The sequence below is a fragment of the Nonomuraea sp. 10N515B genome (assembly GCF_052245915.1).
GTDB lineage: Bacteria > Actinomycetota > Actinomycetes > Streptosporangiales > Streptosporangiaceae > Nonomuraea.
On sequence record NZ_JBQQBQ010000004.1, the window covers coordinates 382,187 to 399,843 of the forward strand.

At 71.5% G+C, this 17,657-nt stretch carries 13 protein-coding genes; 8 read left to right on the forward strand and 5 right to left on the reverse strand.

What is annotated here, in order from left to right:
- Positions 1 to 18: 18 nt before the first annotated feature.
- Positions 19 to 1,626 carry a bifunctional 3-(3-hydroxy-phenyl)propionate/3-hydroxycinnamic acid hydroxylase MhpA gene (gene mhpA / locus ACTWQA_RS08295; RefSeq protein WP_443158676.1) on the reverse strand — a complete coding sequence of 536 codons (1,608 nt, stop codon included), beginning with the start codon at positions 1,624 to 1,626 and terminating at the stop codon, positions 19 to 21.
- Positions 1,627 to 1,695: 69 nt separating this feature from the next.
- On the opposite strand from mhpA, the gene ACTWQA_RS08300 reads away from it, so the two are divergent.
- On the forward strand, positions 1,696 to 2,655 hold the full coding sequence (locus tag ACTWQA_RS08300; protein WP_443158677.1) for an amidohydrolase family protein: 960 nt from the start codon (positions 1,696 to 1,698) through the stop codon (positions 2,653 to 2,655).
- Positions 2,656 to 2,698: 43 nt separating this feature from the next.
- Here the strand turns inward: ACTWQA_RS08300 and ACTWQA_RS08305 are convergent, their stop codons facing one another.
- Complete coding sequence (locus ACTWQA_RS08305; protein WP_443158678.1) at positions 2,699 to 3,424, reverse strand: alpha/beta fold hydrolase; 726 nt, start codon at positions 3,422 to 3,424, stop codon at positions 2,699 to 2,701.
- Between the two features lie 116 nt (positions 3,425 to 3,540).
- Between ACTWQA_RS08305 and ACTWQA_RS08310 the strand changes: the two genes are divergently transcribed.
- From ACTWQA_RS08310 to ACTWQA_RS08335, 6 genes are all read left to right on the forward strand, one after another.
- The gene (locus ACTWQA_RS08310; protein ID WP_443158679.1) at positions 3,541 to 4,350 is read left to right on the forward strand and encodes a PaaX family transcriptional regulator; all 810 of its coding nucleotides are present in this window, start codon (positions 3,541 to 3,543) and stop codon (positions 4,348 to 4,350) included.
- Positions 4,351 to 4,420: 70 nt separating this feature from the next.
- Positions 4,421 to 5,956 carry an FAD-dependent monooxygenase gene (locus ACTWQA_RS08315; protein ID WP_443158680.1) on the forward strand — a complete coding sequence of 512 codons (1,536 nt, stop codon included), beginning with the start codon at positions 4,421 to 4,423 and terminating at the stop codon, positions 5,954 to 5,956.
- Positions 5,953 to 7,986, forward strand: a complete 2,034-nt coding sequence (locus ACTWQA_RS08320; protein ID WP_443158681.1) for an acetate--CoA ligase family protein — start codon at positions 5,953 to 5,955, stop codon at positions 7,984 to 7,986. Before ACTWQA_RS08315 ends, ACTWQA_RS08320 begins: the two co-directional genes overlap by 4 nt.
- A complete protein-coding gene (locus tag ACTWQA_RS08325; RefSeq protein WP_443158682.1) occupies positions 7,979 to 9,610 on the forward strand; it encodes a (2,3-dihydroxybenzoyl)adenylate synthase in 1,632 nt (543 codons plus the stop codon). The genes ACTWQA_RS08320 and ACTWQA_RS08325 overlap by 8 nt, the downstream gene beginning before the upstream one ends.
- 121 nt (positions 9,611 to 9,731) lie before the next feature.
- Positions 9,732 to 10,139 (forward strand): hypothetical protein, encoded by a 408-nt coding sequence (locus tag ACTWQA_RS08330; protein ID WP_443158683.1) that lies wholly within the window; start codon positions 9,732 to 9,734, stop codon positions 10,137 to 10,139.
- Positions 10,140 to 10,339: 200 nt separating this feature from the next.
- Positions 10,340 to 13,237: a M36 family metallopeptidase gene (locus ACTWQA_RS08335; RefSeq protein ID WP_443158684.1), complete on the forward strand. Its 2,898-nt coding sequence runs from the start codon at positions 10,340 to 10,342 to the stop codon at positions 13,235 to 13,237.
- Positions 13,238 to 13,336: 99 nt separating this feature from the next.
- Here ACTWQA_RS08335 and ACTWQA_RS08340 read toward each other — a convergent pair whose 3' ends face one another.
- Complete coding sequence (locus ACTWQA_RS08340) at positions 13,337 to 14,563, reverse strand: endonuclease/exonuclease/phosphatase family protein (RefSeq protein ID WP_443158685.1); 1,227 nt, start codon at positions 14,561 to 14,563, stop codon at positions 13,337 to 13,339.
- Between the two features lie 110 nt (positions 14,564 to 14,673).
- Here ACTWQA_RS08340 and ACTWQA_RS08345 point away from each other — a divergent pair, with 110 nt between their 5' ends.
- Entirely contained in the window at positions 14,674 to 15,468 is a 795-nt protein-coding gene (locus tag ACTWQA_RS08345) for a GntR family transcriptional regulator (protein WP_443158686.1), read from the forward strand.
- 26 nt (positions 15,469 to 15,494) lie between these two features.
- On the opposite strand, the gene trpA is transcribed toward ACTWQA_RS08345, so the two are convergent.
- Together trpA and trpB are read right to left on the reverse strand one after the other, a co-directional pair.
- A complete protein-coding gene (gene trpA / locus ACTWQA_RS08350; RefSeq protein ID WP_443158687.1) occupies positions 15,495 to 16,298 on the reverse strand; it encodes a tryptophan synthase subunit alpha in 804 nt (267 codons plus the stop codon).
- Positions 16,295 to 17,551 (reverse strand): tryptophan synthase subunit beta, encoded by a 1,257-nt coding sequence (trpB, locus tag ACTWQA_RS08355; protein WP_443158688.1) that lies wholly within the window; start codon positions 17,549 to 17,551, stop codon positions 16,295 to 16,297. Before trpB ends, trpA begins: the two co-directional genes overlap by 4 nt.
- Between the last annotated feature and the right edge of the window lie 106 nt (positions 17,552 to 17,657).

Here is a 17,657-nt window from a genome sequence, read left to right on the forward strand (position 1 = left end):
GCAGGGGGTGTTCGGAGTTCAGAGGCTGTGGGACGCGCCGGCGGGTACGGTCGCGCCGGCGCCGAGGCCGGCGAGGAGCTCGCCGGCGAGAATGCGGGCCGCCGCAGCGTCGCAGGCGGTGCCGAAGACATAGAAATCGGGGCGGACGGCGACGGCGGAGCAGCCGTGCCCGGTGAACCACCCATGGTAGGTGCCGTCCACGTCGAACAGGACATCACCGCTGGTGGGAGCCTCCCAGGCCAGGGTGGCGACACAGACGCCGGCGGCCTCCAGCGCGGTGACGAGGCCGTCGCGGTCGAGCTCCCGGCGCACCGGTTCGGTCACCAGCAGGTGGAAGCCGTGGCCGATGATCTGGTCGAGGCGGGCGCGGCGGGCGCCGTCGTCCACCACGCCCTGGACCGCCAGCTCTCCCCGCCCGGGCGCCGACTCCTTCGCCAGGAAGCCCGTCGCCAGACCGGGGAAGCGGATCTTCTCCTGTTTCCGTCCCTTGGCCCGCCGGGCGAGCAGCTCCCTGTTGCGGGCGGCGGCGGCTTCGGGGTCGCGGATGGTCTGCAGCCGGCCGAGCTCGATGCCCTTCTCGACGACCGCGCGCACGTGCGGCTCCCGCTCGGGCTGGTAACTGTCGAGGAGGTCCTCCTCCGCCCGCCCGGTCAGGATCAGGTCCAGCTTGAAGGCGAGGTTCTGCGCGTCGCGGATGCCCGAGCACATGCCCTGCCCGAGGAAAGGCGGCATCTGGTGCGCGGCGTCCCCGGCGAGCATGATCCGCCCGATCCGCCAGTGGTGCGCGATCAGCGAGCGGAAGGTGTACGTGGCGACCCTGATGAGGTCGGCGTCCTGGGGCCCGAGGTAGGCCGCGACCCTTGCCCAGACCAGCTCGGGAGCACTCTGGACGGCGAAGTCCTCCTCCGAGTCGAGCATGAAGCTGAACCGGTGGTGCGACGGCCCGAGCGAGATGATCGACGTCGGCCGGCGGGGATCGCCGACCTGGCGCGCCGGCGGCACGTCGACCGGCCGGCGCAGGCGGAAGTCGCAGACCATCCACGGCTCGGAGAATCCGTAGTCGTCCTGGTCGACGCCGAGCGACCGGCGGACGAAGCTGTTGCCGCCGTCGCACGCCACGACGTAACGCGCGGTCACGGCGCCGGGGCCGTCGGGGCCTTCGACGGTGACCACGACGCCGGACGCGGTCTGCTCCAGCGCGGTCACCCGGTCCCCGTGCCTGATCGTCACCTGCGGGAAACTCCGGCAGACCCGATCGAGGGCGTCTTCGAGGTCCGGCTGGTACATCATGTACCACTCGGCCCAGCCGCTGCGGCCCACCTCGGCGTAGTCGACGTCGATGAGCACCTCGCCGTCGGCGTCGCACCACTCGTAGGTGCGCTGCACGCGCACCTTCGGCAGCAGCTCCTGGGCCACGCCCAGCTTGTCCAGCGTGCGCATCGTCTCGTCGTCGAAGATCGCGGCGCGGGGCAGGTTGTAGAGGCCGGCGTACCGCTCCAGGACGATCACGCGATGCCCGGCCTGGGCCAGCAGGGCGGCAGTCGCCATCCCGACCGGCCCATACCCCACTACGGCGACATCGCACTCTCCCATCACCGTGTGGTGACCGTGTTGTGAGCTTGACATGCGGTCACCGTACTTTCCACTATTGATGAAGTCAATGCATATTGGTGAAACAGACAGAGGGGTACGGACATGCGCAAGATCGGCTTGGAGGAGCACTTCGTCACGGAGGAGCTCGTCGGCTACGGCGCCGGGACGGCCACGGTCGCCCGCCCCGACGCGTGGCGCGAGGCCTCGCGCCGGCTGCTGGACCTCGCGGAGGAGCGCCTGCCGGCGATGGACGCGGCCGGCGTCGACGTCCAGGTGCTCTCGCTCAACTCCCCCGGCATCCAGGCCGAGAGCGACCCGGCGGTCGCCGTGGCGCGGGCGGCGGCGGTGAACGACTTCCTCGCCGGCGTCATCGCCGAGCACCCGACCCGCTTCGCCGGCTTCGCCGCGCTGCCCCTGCAGGACCCGCAGGCGGCCGCCAAGGAGCTGGAGCGCGCCGTCACCCAGCTCGGTCTGCGGGGCGCGCTGGTCAACGCGCACACTCAGGGCCGCTATCTGGATCACCCCTCGCTGCGGGTGGTGTGGGAGTACGCGGAAGGGCTCGATGTGCCGCTCTACCTGCACCCGGCCAACGGCTACGACGCTCCGCACGTGTTGTCGGACCACCCCGAGCTCATCGGGCCCATGTGGAGCTGGGGCACTGACACCGCCGCGCACGCGCTGCGCCTGGTCTTCGGCGGTGTCTTCGACGACTTCCCCAACGCGAAGCTGCTGCTGGGACACATGGGCGAAGGGCTGCCGTACGCGTTGTGGCGCCTCGACTCGCGCTGGGGCTTCCACAACCACCACGGCATCGAGCTGAAGCTGGGCAACCCGTCGGCATATCTGCGTCGCAACCTCTACATCACCACGAGCGGCGTCTGCTCGGCCCCGCCGCTCCTGTGCGCCCTGCTGGCACTCGGCGCCGACCACATCCTGTTCGGCTCCGACTATCCCTTCGAGGACATCGGCAAGGCCGCCGCCTTCCTCGACAACGCCCCCATCAGCGAGTCCGACCGGGCGAAGATCAGCCACCAGAACGCCGAGGCGCTGCTCAAGCTCTGACAACGGCCCCGCCGGCCCCGCGAAGGGGCCGGCAGTGCCGCCGTCATGCCTTGAGCAGGGCGGCGGCGAGCTCGGCCGGACGGGTGAACTGGGCTTCATGGCTGCCCGGGTGCTCGATGACAGGCGTGTCGGGCCCGAGGCGCTGCGGGAAGCGGGGCGTCCAGCCGTGCTCTCCGGGCGGCAGGGCGAAGTCGTCGGTTCCGACCACGTAACTGGCCGGCACGCCGAGCGCCGCCGGGTCCACCGGGGTGACGGTCTCGGTGAAGTACCGCATCGGCTGCGGCACCAGCAGGCTGTGGATCAGGCGCTGCGTGCTCTCGTCGGCGTCCTGCATGAACGCGCCGCAGAACACCTCGTAGGGGAAGACGATGCTGTTGTTGCCGGAGGCCGCCGCGAGCTGGGTGAACATCTCGGCGTAGTGCGGCGGCACCTCCCCCATCAGGGGTGTGTCCTGCGCCGGGACGAACGCGCCCCAGTAGACGAGCTTGCGCAGCCGGGGCGCGAGCCGGTGGGCGGCGCCGGTCATCGGGTAGCCGCCCCAGCTGTGCCCGACCATGGTGACGTCCGTCAGGTCATGACGCTCGACGAGGTCGACGATGAAGTCGCCGACCTCCGCCAGGCTGTAGCGCTCGGGGTCGTCGCCGTCGGCCAGGCCTGGCAGGGTAGGGGCCAGGACGCGGTGCCCGGCGGCACGCAGGTGCTGGGCGACCAGCCGCCAGGTCCAGCCCTCGTGACAGGCACCGGTGATGAGGACGAAAGTCTCTGCCATGGCGTCTCCTCGTGACGTGGCGGCCCCGCCACCGAGCGTGGCGGTGAGTTCTTTGAAATATGGGCTAACCATGAGACGATCGTCAAGCAATTGAAACATGTCAACGGGAGGCGCGAGTGAAGCCACGGTCGCTGGTCTTCGATGTGTTCGGCGACTACCTGCGCTATCGCGGAGGAGAGGTCCGGCTGCGCGGCCTGGTGGCGCTCATGGGGTGCTTCGACGTGCCCGAGGCGACGGTGCGCGTGATGGTCGCGCGGATGCGCAAGGAGGGCTGGCTGGAGGGCCGCCGCGAGGGCAGGGAGACCAGCTATGTCCTCACCGGCGCCGCCTGGCGGCTGCTCGACGACGGCAGGGCACGGATCTTCGCCCGCGAGCCCGGGCCGTGGGACGGCCAGTGGCACATGGTCATCTACTCGGTGCCGGAGTCGGAGCGGACCCTGCGCGAGCAGCTGCGCAAGCGGCTGGCCTGGCTCGGGTTCGGCATGTTGTCCGCCTCCGTGTGGATCAGTCCCCACGACCGGATCGCGCAGGTCAGGGCCGACTTCGCCGACCATCCCGCGATCCGGCTCGATGTGCTGCGCGCCCGCTCGGAAGGTGCCGCGGCGGACCGGGAGATGGCGGCCAGGTCCTGGGACCTGGCCGGGCTGGACAAGGACTACCGTGGGCTGCTCGACCACTACCGCCCCCGGCTGGCCCGCTACCGCGCCGGCGAGCTGCGCGGCAGGCAGGCGCTGGTCGAGCGGATGCAGCTGATCCACGACTACCGCATGTTCCCGTTCCGGGATCCCGACCTGCCGCCCGAGCTGCTGCCCGAGGGCTGGTGCGGCCGGGCCGCCCATGAGATGTTCCTCGAGGCCCACGGCCTGCTGCGGAGCGAGGCCGAGGCGTACGTCGACCGCCTGGTCGCCGATCCCACGGCCACCTGATTCGTGTCATTTTCTAGACGACGGTGAATCAAATGTCATATGTTGGCGTCGTGAGAGTGAAGGAAGCACGATGAGGGTCGCGTGCGTGGGCGGCGGCCCGGGCGGACTGTTCCTCGCCACGCTGATCAAGCGGGACCGGCCGGAGTCGGAGGTCGTGGTCTTCGAGCGCAACCGCCCCGACGACACGTTCGGGTTCGGGGTGGTCTTCTCCGACGCCACCCTGGGCGCGATCGACGCCGCCGACCCGGTGCTCAGCGAGGCGCTGGAGAAGCACGGCCGGCACTGGGACGAGATCGAGGTGCGGGTGCACGGCGCGCGGGAGCGCGTCGGCGGCATGGGCATGGCCGCGGTGGTCCGCAAGACCCTGCTCACCCTGCTCCAGGAGCGGGCCCGCGCCGAGGGCGTGACCATGCGGTTCGAGCACGAGATCAACGATCCGGCCGAGCTGGACGGCTTCGACCTGGTGGTCGCCTGCGACGGCGCCAACAGCCGGTTCCGGCGGATGTTCGCCGATGACTTCGGCCCCACGGCGGAGGTCGCGGCCGCCAAGTTCATCTGGTTCGGCACGACGTACATGTTCGACGGGCTGACGTTCGTCCATGAGGACGGCCCGCACGGGGTGTTCGCCGCGCACGCCTATCCCATCAGCGACTCGCTCAGCACCTTCATCGTGGAGACCGACGCCGACTCGTGGGCCGCGGCCGGGCTGGACGCCTTCGACCCGGCGACACCGCCCGGGGTGAGCGACGAGAGGAGCAAGGCCTACCTGAAGTGGCTCTTCCACGACCAGATCGACGGTCACTCCCTCGTCGGCAACAACTCCCGGTGGGCGAACTTCGCCACCCGCAAGGCGCGCTCGTGGCGGCGCGGCAACTGGGTGCTGCTCGGCGACGCCGCTCACACGGCGCACTTCTCGGTGGGTTCGGGCACCAAGATGGCGATGGAGGACGCCGTCGCCCTCGCCCAGGCCCTGGCCGAGACGCCGCACGACATCCCCGCCGCCCTGGAGCTCTACGAGCTGCGGCGCCGCCCGCAGGTCGAGAAGATCCAGAACTCCGCACGGCCCAGCCTGTCCTGGTGGGAGCACTTCGGCCGGTACGTGCGCGCCTTCGATGATCCGCTGCAGTTCGCCTTCCATTTCCTGAGCCGCTCCATCCCAAGGGCCAAGCTCGCCGTGCGCGACCGGCAGTTCGCCGAGCGGGTCGACCGATGGTGGCACGAGCGGCACGGAGCTCCCCCGCTGGACACTCCCTTCCTCAGACTGCCCGGCCGCAGGGTGACCGCGACCGACGCCGCTCTCGTGGGGGACGACGGCACCGAGATCCCGATGGCCCCCTTCACCGGCCGTCCGTCCACTTCGGGCGTGTGGATCGACGCTCCCGGCAGCGAAGCCGAACTGCCGCAGGCCCTCGCTCACGTCCGCGCCAGCGTGGGCGCTCCGCTCATCGGCGTGCGCGGCGGGACTCCCCTGACCCGGGTGCTGGTCGCCGAGGAAGCGCGGCTCGCTCACGGCCTGCCTGCCGCGATCGTCGGGCACTACGACGACGACGCCGCGGCCACGCTGCTCCTGTCCGGCCGCGCCGACCTCGTGGGAGTCGCCGAGTGAACACCCTCGATCCGCTGTTCGCACCCCGATCCATCGCGATCCTGGGTGCCTCGGACGTCCCCGGCAAGCTCGGCACGGCCATGACCGCTTCCCTGGACCGCTTTCCCGGCCCGGTCATGAAGATCAACCCGGGCCGGTTCTTCCCGACCGTGGCCGCGGCGGTCGCGGCCGAAGGCATCGCCCCTGACCTGGTGATCTCCTGCATTCCCGCCGCCCTGACCGCCGACGCGCTGCGTGAGGCGGCTGCCGCGGGGGCACGGGCGGCGCTGGTGTGCGCCGGCGGCTTCGCCGAGTCCGGCGCCGAAGGCACGGCCCACCAGGAGGCGCTGAGCGCGGTGGCGCGGGACACCGGCATCCGTCTGCTCGGTCCCAACACCTCCGGCTTCATCGCCCCGCACGCCTCGCTGACCGCCAGCTTCGTCCCGGACGCCAGAGACCTCGAGGCGGGCCCTGTGGCCGTGGTCGCCGCGAGCGGCGGTGTCAACCACGCTCTCGCCTTCGCCCTCGCCGACGCCGGAGTGGGCCTCCGCCTCGGTGTCGGCCTCGGCAACAGCGTGGACGTCACGCAGGCGGACGTCCTGGACCACCTGTCCGGCGACGACGGGCTCGGCGCGGTGGCCCTGCACGTCGAGACGGCGGCGGACGGCCGCCGCCTGACCGCCGCCGTGCGGCGTCTGGTGGACCGGGTCCCCGTCGTGGCCCTGGTCGTCGGCCGCAGCGACGTCGGCGACTTCGCCCGCTCCCACACCGGCGCGCTGGCCACCTCCTGGCGGGTCACCCGTGCGGCCCTGCGTCAGGCGGGCGCGGTCCTCGTCGATGACGAGCGGGAGCTCGTCGACGCCGTCTCCGCGCTGGCCTGCGTGCGCCTGCCCGCCCGGCCCGGCTCCGGCGTCGGGCTGGTCACCGCGCAGGCCGGCCCCGGACTGTTGCTCACCGACGCGCTGCGCACGGCCGGCGTCCGGGTCCCGCAGCTGGCGGAGCGTACGGTCAAGGAGATCGGCGAGCTGCTGCCCGACCTGACCTACCAGCGCAATCCCGTCGACACCGGCCGCCCCTCCGGCACGTTCACCCAGGTGATCGAGCACGTGTCCGCGGACCCGGACGTCGACGTCACGGCCGTGTACGCGTTGCTGGAACCCGCCGCCCTCGACCTGCCCGCCGCGTTGACGGCCGCTCGCCCGGCCACGCCGCTGGTCGCCGTGGTCGGCGGCCCGCCGGAGCAGGCCCGCCGAACCCGCGCGGTGCTCGGTGCGGCGGGAATCCCGTGCGCCACCACGCCGGCCGCCGGCGCGACCATGGTGCGGGCTCTGGCGCAGGACGCGGCCAACCGCAGCCGCCTCGGCGAGGACGTCATCCCCACGACCTGGCCCGCGTTGGCGCTGTCCGATCCGGTCGACGAGCACACCGCCAAGAACGTCCTGGCCGGCTTCGGCGTCCGGACCCCCGAACGCCGCGTGTGCGCCGGCCCGCAAGCCGCGCATGCCGCGCTCGACGAGCTCGGCGGCCCGGTCGTGGTGAAGATCCTCGACCCGGAGGTGCTGCACAAGACCGAGGTGGGCGGCGTCCGGGTCGGCGTCCGGACGCACGAAGACCTCGACGCCGCGCTCGACCGCCTGCCCGCCAGCCCGGCACTGCTGATCGAGCGGATGGCTCCCGCGGGCCCGGAACTGATCGCCGGCGTACGCCGTGACCCGGTCTTCGGGCCGGTCGTCGCCCTGGGCGCGGGCGGGACGGCCGCCGAGGCGCTCGGCGACGTCTCCCTGCGCCTGGCGCCTCTGACGGCGAACGAGGCCGGCACCATGCTCGACGACCTCGCCACCCGCGCCCTGTTCCAGGGCGCCCGGGGCGCGGCGCCGGTGGATCCGGCCAGGCTCGCCCACGTCCTGCTCGCCCTCTCCTCCCTGGGCGCCGACCCGGCCGTGGCGGAGTGCGAGATCAATCCCCTGCGGGTCCTGCCCGACGGCGATATCGTCGCGCTCGACGCCGTACTGCTGCTCCGTGACGATCAAGGAGGGTCCGACGATGCGTGAGGGATTCGTCCCCTGGCCCGAGGAGACGGCCGACCGCTACCGCGCGGCCGGGTACTGGCGTGGCCGGCCACTCGGGAGTTACCTGCACGAATGGGCCGACACGTACGGGGACGCGGTCGCCGTCGTCGACGGCGACATCCGGCTGACCTACCGCGAGCTGGCCGCACGCGCGGACGGGCTGGCCGTCCGGCTCCTGGCGGCGGGGCTGGAGCCGGGCGACACGATGCTCGTCCAGCTGCCGAACGGCTGGGAGTTCGTCACGCTCACCCTGGCCTGCCTGCGCGCGGGCATCGCGCCCGTCATGGCGCTGCCCGCCCACCGCGGCCACGAGCTGCGTTATCTGGCCGCGCACGCCGACGTGACCGCCATCGCCGTCCCCGACCGCATCGGCGACTTCGACCACCAGGCGCTCGCCCAGGAGATCGCCGCAAGCACCCCGAGCGTAGGGACGCTCCTGGTCGCGGGTGCCGACGTGGACGAGAAGGCTGCCGACCTGCGCGCCCTGGCCGGGCCCGCGGACGACCCGGCCGCCGCCCGCGCCGCGCTCGACGAGCTCGCGCCCGGCAGCGGCGAGGTGGCCGTCTTCCTCCTGTCCGGTGGCACGACGGGGCTGCCCAAGCTCATCACCCGCACCCACGACGACTACGAGTACAACGCCCGCCGCAGCGCCGAGGTCAGCGGCTTCGGCCGGGACACCGTTTATCTGGTGGCGTTGCCCGCCGGGCACAACTTCCCGCTCGCCTGCCCCGGCATCCTCGGCACCTTCATGAACGGCGGGCGGGTCGTCCTCGTGCGCACCCCGGAACCCGGCAAGGCGCTGCCCCTGATGGCGGCCGAGGGCGTGACGGCCGCGGCCGCCGTGCCGGCCGTCGCGCAACGCTGGATCGACGCCGTCGACTCGGGCCGCCACCCGGCGCCGGAGTCGCTGCGGCTGCTACAGGTCGGCGGCGCCCGCCTCGCCCCGGAGGTGGCCCGCCGCGTCGAACCGCTGCTCGGTTGCACGCTCCAGCAGGTGTTCGGCATGGCGGAAGGGCTGCTCAACTACACGCGCCTGGACGACTCCGACGACGTCAAGATCTACACGCAGGGCCGTCCGATGTGCCCCGACGACGAGATCCTCATCGTCGACACGGCGGACGAGCCCGTGGCCCCGGGCGAGATGGGCGCCCTGCTGACCCGCGGCCCGTACACCCCGCGCGGCTACTACCGGGCCGACGACCACAACGCCCGCTCCTTCACGCCCGACGGCTGGTACCGCACCGGCGACGTCGTACGGATGCACCCCTCGGGCAACCTCGTCGTCGAGGGCCGGAGCAAGGACCTCATCAACCGCGGCGGCGAGAAGATCTCCGCGGAGGAGGTCGAGAACCTCCTCTACCGCGTCCCGGGGGTCTCCCGGGTGGCCGCCGTCGCCAAACCCGACCCGGACCTCGGCGAGCGGGTGTGCGCGGTCGTGGTCCCCGAAGCCGGGCACCAGCTCACGCTGGAAGAGATCCGGCAGGCTCTGACCGGCATGGAGGTCGCCCGCTACAAGCTCCCCGAACACCTCGTCCTCGTGGAGGAGCTCCCCCTGACCAAGATCGGAAAGATCGACAAGAAGGCGCTGCGCGACATCGTCCAGTAAAGGGGCTGTGTCGCGCATCACCCTTGGCGTGTGGATTTCTCCACAGATGATCCATTCCGCTCTCCGTAATGTCCGTGCTGCCGGACGAAACCGGCAGCACCGATCAGGGGGAGGAACCCACATGCGTAAGACCCTTGCGATTGCGACCCTCGCCGGCTCGATGGCCGTCACCGGCCTCGCGCTCGCCCCGGCCGCCCAGGCCGCCACCCAGACGGCGACCCAGTCGGCCACCACCGTCGTCAAGTGGGGCAAGTTCTTCTCGAGCGATGGCAAGGCCTACACCTACGGCCACACCTTCAAGAAGGGCCACACGGTCTACACGAAGTGGTACGGGGTCGACAAGAAGGGCGGCAAGAAGGGCTGGGTCTGGTTCGAGTACTACCAGAACGGCGGCTGGCACAAGTTCAACCGCGCCTGGGATGGCAAGGTCGTCAGCAGCTGGCACGGTAAGGGGATCAAGAAGATCTACACCTTCACCTGCTGGGCCGGCAAGTTCGACAACTGCGGCAAGAAGTACCGCATCTACTAAACCTCCACACTTGAGGCCCGGCGCACCCACACCCCGCCGGGCCTCAGGCATGCTGCCCCGGCTTTCCGAGATGCGTGCGCCAACCCCATCATCGCGGCACGGCGACCCGAACGTAGATCTTGTCACGTGGTCAATGCGGTGTTACCTCTTGCGAGTGCGCGTGATCCGCGCACACCCGGACACGCAGGAGGGAACCGACCGTGTCGTCGAAGTCCTGGTTACGCAGCAGCACCCTCATCGTCGTCGCGTTAGCCGCATCGGCTCTGGCCCCCACCGGGGCCGCCCAAGGCGAACGCGCCAAACCGAACATCGTCCACGACTTCCAGGCAGAGGAGCACGGCAAGCCGGACGTGGACAACCGGCAGGGCCGGGTGGCGCCGCCCGCCAACGCCCGCAGGGCGGGCCCCGCTGCCGAGATCCGCTGGAACGCTCTCGGCACCCCGGCCGCCGTCGTCAGCTCCGAACCCCTGGCCGAGGGCCTCGGTTCCGACCCCGAGCAGGCCGCGCGCGCCTACCTCAAGAACAACGAGAGCATCTTCGGCCTGCCGGCCGAGGCCGTCGACGCGCTGGAGCGGGTCGCGGTCAACCCCATCGGCGCAGGCCACGCCGTGCTGCTGCGGCAGCGGTTCGGAGACCTGCCCGCCGGGGTGGACGGGCTCGTCGCGATCGGCGTCGTCGACGGCACGGTCAGGCACGTCACCTCCACGCTGTCGCGTGCCACCCAGGCGCCCCCGGCCGCCGCGATCAGCGCGCAGCAGGCGATGGAGATCGCGGCCAGGGACGGCGGCATCGACCTGGCCACGGCGGCCACCAAGCAGGCGACCCCGGTGGCGGTGCCCGCTCCCGACGGGGTGCACAACGCGTACCAGGTCGTGCTGATCGGCGGCGGGGACGGCGAGGCGGCGGCGTACACGACGCATGTGGACGCGGTCAGCGGCGCCATCCTGGTACGGGAGAACCTTGTCGATCACCACCAAGACCCGGACAACCCACACTGGGAGGTGTTCCCGGCGAACCCCCGCGACGACTACTCCTCCACGGACACCCGCCAGACCTGGTGCTACCAGCCGGGCACCGGCTGTGACTACGTGAGCGGCGGCGACCCGGCGACCGGCAAGGCCTGGGACGTCGACCACGTCACCGGCGAGCCGACGAACACCAGCCTCGGCAACGCGGCCAGGACGTTCGAGAACCGAGCCAGCGGCGACCCGTTCACCGTCGGCACCCGCCCGAACGTGATCACGCCGAGCAGGAACTACGCCTTCCCGTGGCGCAACACCTGGTACGAGGCCAAGTGCAACCCCGCGGTGCTGGACCAGGAAGGCGAGAACGACCTCGAGGCCGCGATCGCCAACCTGAAGGGCATGCACAACCGCATGCACGACTGGTCGTACCGGCTCGGCTTCACCGAGACCGCCTGGAACATGCAGGCCGACAACGGCGACAGGGGCGCGCTCGGCAACGACCCCGAGCAGGGCAACGCCCAGGCAGGCGCGCGGGTGCTGTCGGTACGCGACAACGCCAACCAGATCACCGGCCCTGACGGCGTCGCGCCGATCACCAACATGTACCTGTGGCAGCCGATCGCCGGCGCCTTCTACGCGCCGTGCGTGGACGGCGACTACGACATGTCGGTCATCGCCCACGAATACACCCACGCGATCTCCGGCCGCATGATCGGCGGCCCGGCCGCCGGGTGGAGCGGCGCGCAGGCCGGCGCCATGAACGAGAGCACCTCTGACCTGTTCGCGATGGAGTACCTCTTCGAGTACGGCTTCCGGCCCTCAGGGGCGACGCCGTACGTCACCGGCGGCTACGTGACAGGCGACAAGGTCCGCGGCATCAGGAACTACGACATGTCGAAGTCGCCGCTCAACTACAGCGACGTCGCCTACGACATCGTCGGCCAGCAGGTCCACGCCGACGGCGAGATCTGGTCGGCCACGCAGTTCGACGTGCGCACGGCCTTCGTCAAGCGCTACGGCGACGGCACGTCGAAGCAGCAGCGCTCGTGCGCGGACGGCAAGACGCCGGTCGACAAGTGCCCGGGCAACCGGCGCTGGGCGCAGCTGTCGTTCGACGCCCTGCTGCTGATGGCCTCGGGCGCGGTCAGCTACGTCGACCACCGCGACGCACTGCTCGCGGCCGACGCGATGCGCTTCGGCGGCAAGAACCACGACATCATGTGGCGCGCGTTCGCCGAGCACGGCCTGGGCAAGGGCGCGACCAGTGCGGGAGCGAACGACGCCGACCCGACGCCGAGCTTCGTCAACCCGGTGGGCAAGAACGGCTCGCTGCAGCTCAAGCCCCTGGGTGAGGCCAAGGACGCGGCACTGCGGCTGTACGTCGGCGACTACGAGGGCCGTGTGGTCCCGGTCGCCGACACCGACCCGGCCACCCCGCTCGCCGACACGGTCGAGATGACGCCCGGCGTCTACGACTTCGTGGTCGCGGGCAACGGCTTCGGCCACCGCCGGCTGAAGTTCGCGGTGCTCCCCGGAGTGAAGCTGCCGCTGCCACTGGCGCTGCCCCGCAACCATGCCTCGGCGGCGAGCGGCGCCGTGGCCTCGGGCGACGGCGTCAACCAGCCCAAGCTGATCGACGAGACGGAGGCCACGAACTGGGCCTCGCTCACCGGGGCGCCGGCCGGCAAGTCGGTGGTCGTGGACCTGGCGGGCGAGGCGCCCGTCCCGATCCGCCGGGTCCAGGTGAGCGCGATGCTCCGCCCCAACATCGGTGACGCCGCCGACCCCGGCGGCCAGAACCGTTTCTCCTCCCTGCGGGCCTTCGAGGTGCTGGCCTGCAGCTCGGGCTGCGCCGATCCGGCGAACTACACGAAGATCTACACCAGCCCGGCGGACGCCTTCCGCACGACGCTGCCGCGGCCCAGGGGCGCGGACATGATCTTCAAGTCGTTCGACGTCCGGCCGGCGGCCGCCACGCATCTGATGCTGCGCGTCGTCAGCACGCAGTGCACGGGCAACCCGCTGTACGCGGGCGAGCAGGACGAGGATCCGAACTCCGCGACGGACTGCGCCACGGCCAGTGCACAGCGGGACCAGGTCAGGGCGGCAGAGTTCCAGGCGTTCTCGCACTGATCCGTTCGTCGTGAGAAGGGTACGGGCACAGGCCCGTACCCTTCTTCACCGCCACCCGCGGTGCGGCCATGACCGAGCTCGAACGGACGTAGCGCCCTGCTACTGCTTGACGTCCAGCCACACCAGGCGGTGGTCGGAGCTGGGGAAGGGGAAAACGCCGGTCAGGCGCGACAGCGGGTCGCTGGACACCGGCCAGAAGACGCCGCCGCCCGCCACCCGCAGCCGCTTGGACGGCAGCACGTAGTCGGCGCGCAGGTTGCCGGGCGCGGTGTCGGCGAAGTCGGCGGTGTCGTCCTTGGGGTCGCCCTTGTGGGTGGCGTTCGCGCCGCCCTGCAGCGCGGCGGCCTCCGTCGCGCCCTCGCTCGACGGCGCGAACCCGCTGTCGATCTTCGGGTGGTCGAGGAGCTGGTGGATGGCGCCCTGGTAGCTGTCGCCGTCGCTGGGGTCGGCGTTCTGGTCGCCCGCGATCACGAACGGCTCGCCGGCCGGCAGTCCGCCGCGCCGGCCGCGGTCATCGTAGATGTAGCCGCCGCGGCCCGGGTTCGTGTAGTCGGCCCAGAGCCTGATCTCATCGTGGTTGCGGCGGCCGTTGCGATCCTCCGCGCCGTCGAACGTGGGCGGCGTCGGGTGGCTGACCAGGAAGTGCACCGTACGATGCCCGACGCGGACCGGCACGTCCCAGTGGCTCTTGGAGGACAGGCGGAACACCTTGAGCTCGTCCGGCGAGTACCAGTCGGCGGGGTCCGGCGTGGCCGGGTCGTCGGGCAGGGCGGCGCCGGGCATGTCCTTCCACAGGAACTTCTGGAAGGTGCGGATCCCGCGCACGTCGATCGGATACTTCGAGTAGACCGCCATGCCGTACTGGCCGGGGAAGACCCCGAAGCCGAACGCGTCGTCGCCGTAGCCGGGCGCGCCGGGCGTGGTGACGACGGACCCGTTGTTGTTCAGGTCGAACCCGGAGGCGATGCCGGTGTTGCTGGGGGCCGTGTAGCGGTACCGATAGGTGATCGGTTGCGCGCCGCCCTGGCCCACCGACAGGTAGTTGTCGTGGAAGAGACGCAGGGCCGTGCCGTTGGCGTCGTAGTCGAACTCGTTGATGAGCAGGACGTCGGGGCGGGCCCGCTGGATGATCTCGGCGATGACCTTCGCCTGCGTGTTGTCCGGCGTGGACAGGTCGCTGACGAGCTGGCCTTCGACGTTGCGATTGAGCGAGGCGTTGAAGGTGGCGAACCGGGTGGCGCGGCTCGCGGCCTCGGCCGCGCCCGGCGCCAAGGGCAGGAGCGCTGCCGCGGCGGCGGCGACGGACAGGACTCGACGGAATATCACGATCTTTCACCTCGCTGGAGGGCTTGCCCGGGTGGTCCGGATCATGGCAGCTCCCAGGGTGGTGCGCCAGTAGGCGAAGATAGGCTTCTATTGTCAGCCAGGAGTAAGACATGCCGACGTTCCCTCAGGGAAAACCGCGGCCGCGCCTCACGGGGTCACAGGGGGGTGAGCCGAAATATCAGGCCATCTACCGTGATCTGCTCGCCCAGATCGACGATGGCGCGTTCGCGCCCGGCGAGCCGCTGCCCGCGCAGCGGGAGCTGAGCGATTACTACGGCGTCAGTCTGATGACCGTGCGGCAGGCGTTGCAGCGGCTCAGCGCGGAGGGGCGCATCGAGCAGCGGCAGGGGCTCGGCACGTTCGTGGCCGGACACGTGATCCCCTACCAGATGAACAACCTGGGCAGCCTCGCCGAAGACCTCGCCGGGCAGGGGATCGAGCTGCAGACGGTGCTGCTCGGCCTGCGCCGCGAGAGGCCGTCGGCGGCCGTGCGGGCCGAGCTGGGGCTGGGCCCGGACGCCGAGGTCACCGTCATCGAACGGCTGCGGGTCGTGGACGCCTCCCCCGTGATCCACCAGGTGTCCTACACGCCGCTCGACCTGGGCGCGGAGCCCGCGGGCATCGAGCTGGAGCGCACACCGCTCTATCGGCTGATCGAGGAGCGGTGCGGGGTGTCGCCGGCGTGGGCGACCGAGGCGATCAGGCCGGTGGTGTTGTCGGAGGAGCAGGCTGCCGTGTTGCGGCGGCCGGTGGGGGACGCGGCGCTCATGAGCACGCGGGTCACGTATGACGCGCAGGACCGGGCGGTGCTGGCGGACCGGGCGGTCATGTGCGCCGCCCACATCGTGTTCACCACCCGGCGCCAGGTCCCGGAACCGGCCGTCTCGCTCCGCCTGGACGCCTGAGGCGGCCATCCCGACGGGCGCTGATCTCACATCGCCCCGACGCCGGCTGCCCTTCGCACACCGGCGGCGAGTTCCCGAGCCACGCCCTCGACCGCGGCCACCCCTGAGGCCGGGTCCGGGGCGTCCATGAGCGCGCGGACGAACGCCGAGCCGACGATCACGCCGTCGGCAAAGCCGGCGACCTCGGCGGCCTGCGCGCCGGTGCCCACGCCGAGCCCGACGCACACGGGCAGGTCGGTGACCTCCTTGACCCGAGCGACCAGGTCCTTCGCCGTCGTGCTCACCAGGTCCCGCTCGCCGGTCACCCCCATGAGCGACGCCGCGTACAGGAAGCCGCGCGAGGACCGGGCGGCCAGGGCCAGCCGCTCCCGCGTGGAGGTCGGGGCCACCAGGTGCACGCGATCGAGCCCGTACAGGTCGGCCGCCGCATGCCAGCCGCCGGCCTCGTCGGGGATCAGGTCCGGTGTGATCATCCCGGCGCCGCCCGCGGCGGCCAGGTCCGCCGCGAACCGCGCGACTCCGTAGCGGTCGACGAGCGTCCAGTACGTCATGACCAGCGCCGGCGCGTCGACCTCCCGGACGGCGGTGAACCCGTCCGCCGGGGTGACGCCGGCGGCGAGCGCCGCCTCGGTGGCCCGCTGGATGAGCGGGCCGTCCATGAGCGGGTCCGAGTACGGCAGGCCCACCTCCAGGACGTCCACGCCGCCGGCCACCATGGCCCGCATCGCCGCCACCGACGTGGCGACGTCGGGAAAGCCGACCGGCAGGTATCCGATGAGCGCGGCCCGCCCCTCCCGCCGGGCCTTTTCGATGGTCGTCCGCGCGCTCATTCGCCGCTCCCCTCCCCGTCGCGCGACCCCGCGCCGTTCTCCTTCAGCAGGCCGAAGTATTGGGCTGCCGTGTCCACATCCTTGTCGCCGCGGCCGGACAGGTTGACGAGCACGATCCCGTCCGGCCCCAGCCGCCTGCCCTCCCGGATGGCGCCGGCCAGCGCGTGCGCGCTCTCAATGGCCGGGATGATCCCCTCGGTACGGCACAGCAGCGCGAACGCCTCCATGGCCTCCATGTCCGGCACCGACGCGTAGCGGACCCGGCCGATGTCGTGCAGCCACGCGTGCTGCGGCCCCACCCCCGGATAGTCGAGCCCCGCGGAGATCGAGTGGCTCTCCATGGTCTGCCCGTGCGCGTCCTGCAGCACGAACGTCCGGGTGCCGTGCAGGATGCCGAGCGCGCCGCCGGAGACGGACGCCGCGTGCCTGCCGGTCTCGACCCCGTCGCCCCCGGCCTCGAGCCCCACCAGCTCCACCTCCGGGTCGTCGAGGAACGCGTGGTAGATCCCGATGGCGTTCGACCCCCCGCCGACGCAGGCGCACACGACGTCGGGCAGCCGCCCGGCCAGCGCCAGCGCCTGTCGCCGCGCCTCCACCCCGATGACCTGCTGGAACTCGCGCACCATGGTCGGGAACGGATGCGGCCCGGCGGCGGAGCCGATCAGGTAGTGGGTGTTCTCGACATTGGTCACCCAGTCGCGCATGGCCTCGTTCATGGCGTCCTTGAGCGTGCGCGAGCCCGAGGTCACGGGGATCACCTCGGCGCCGAGCAGCCGCATCCTGACCACGTTGAGCGCCTGGCGGCGCATGTCGACCTCGCCCATGTAGACCACGGCGTCCAGGCCGAGCAGCGCGGCCGCGGTGGCGGTGGCCACGCCGTGCTGGCCCGCGCCCGTCTCGGCGATGACGCGGGTCTTGCCCATGCGCAGCGTGAGCAGCGCCTGGCCCACGGCGTTGTTGATCTTATGGGAGCCGGTGTGGTTGAGATCCTCGCGCTTGAGCAGGATGCGCGCCCCGCCGGCGTGCCGCGCGAACCTCGGCGCCTCGGTGATCAGGCTCGGCCGGCCCACGTAGGTGCTGTGCAGCTCGTCGATCCGCCTCATGAACTCCGGATCCGCCAGCGCGTCCCGGTAAGCGACATCCAGCTCGTCCAGGGCGGCCACCAGCGCCTCCGGGATGAACCGGCCGCCGAACCTGCCGAAATACGGCCCGGTCTGCCCGGTGAGCGGTGTCCGCACGGCTTGTTCGCCCATGCTCAACCCTCCCTTTCAGTTCTAGTCTTCTAGAACAGTTTCTTGAGGCTAGCGGCGCGCGCACGGACGCGTCAACAGCGGTGGCCGCCGACCGGCGGCCACCGCC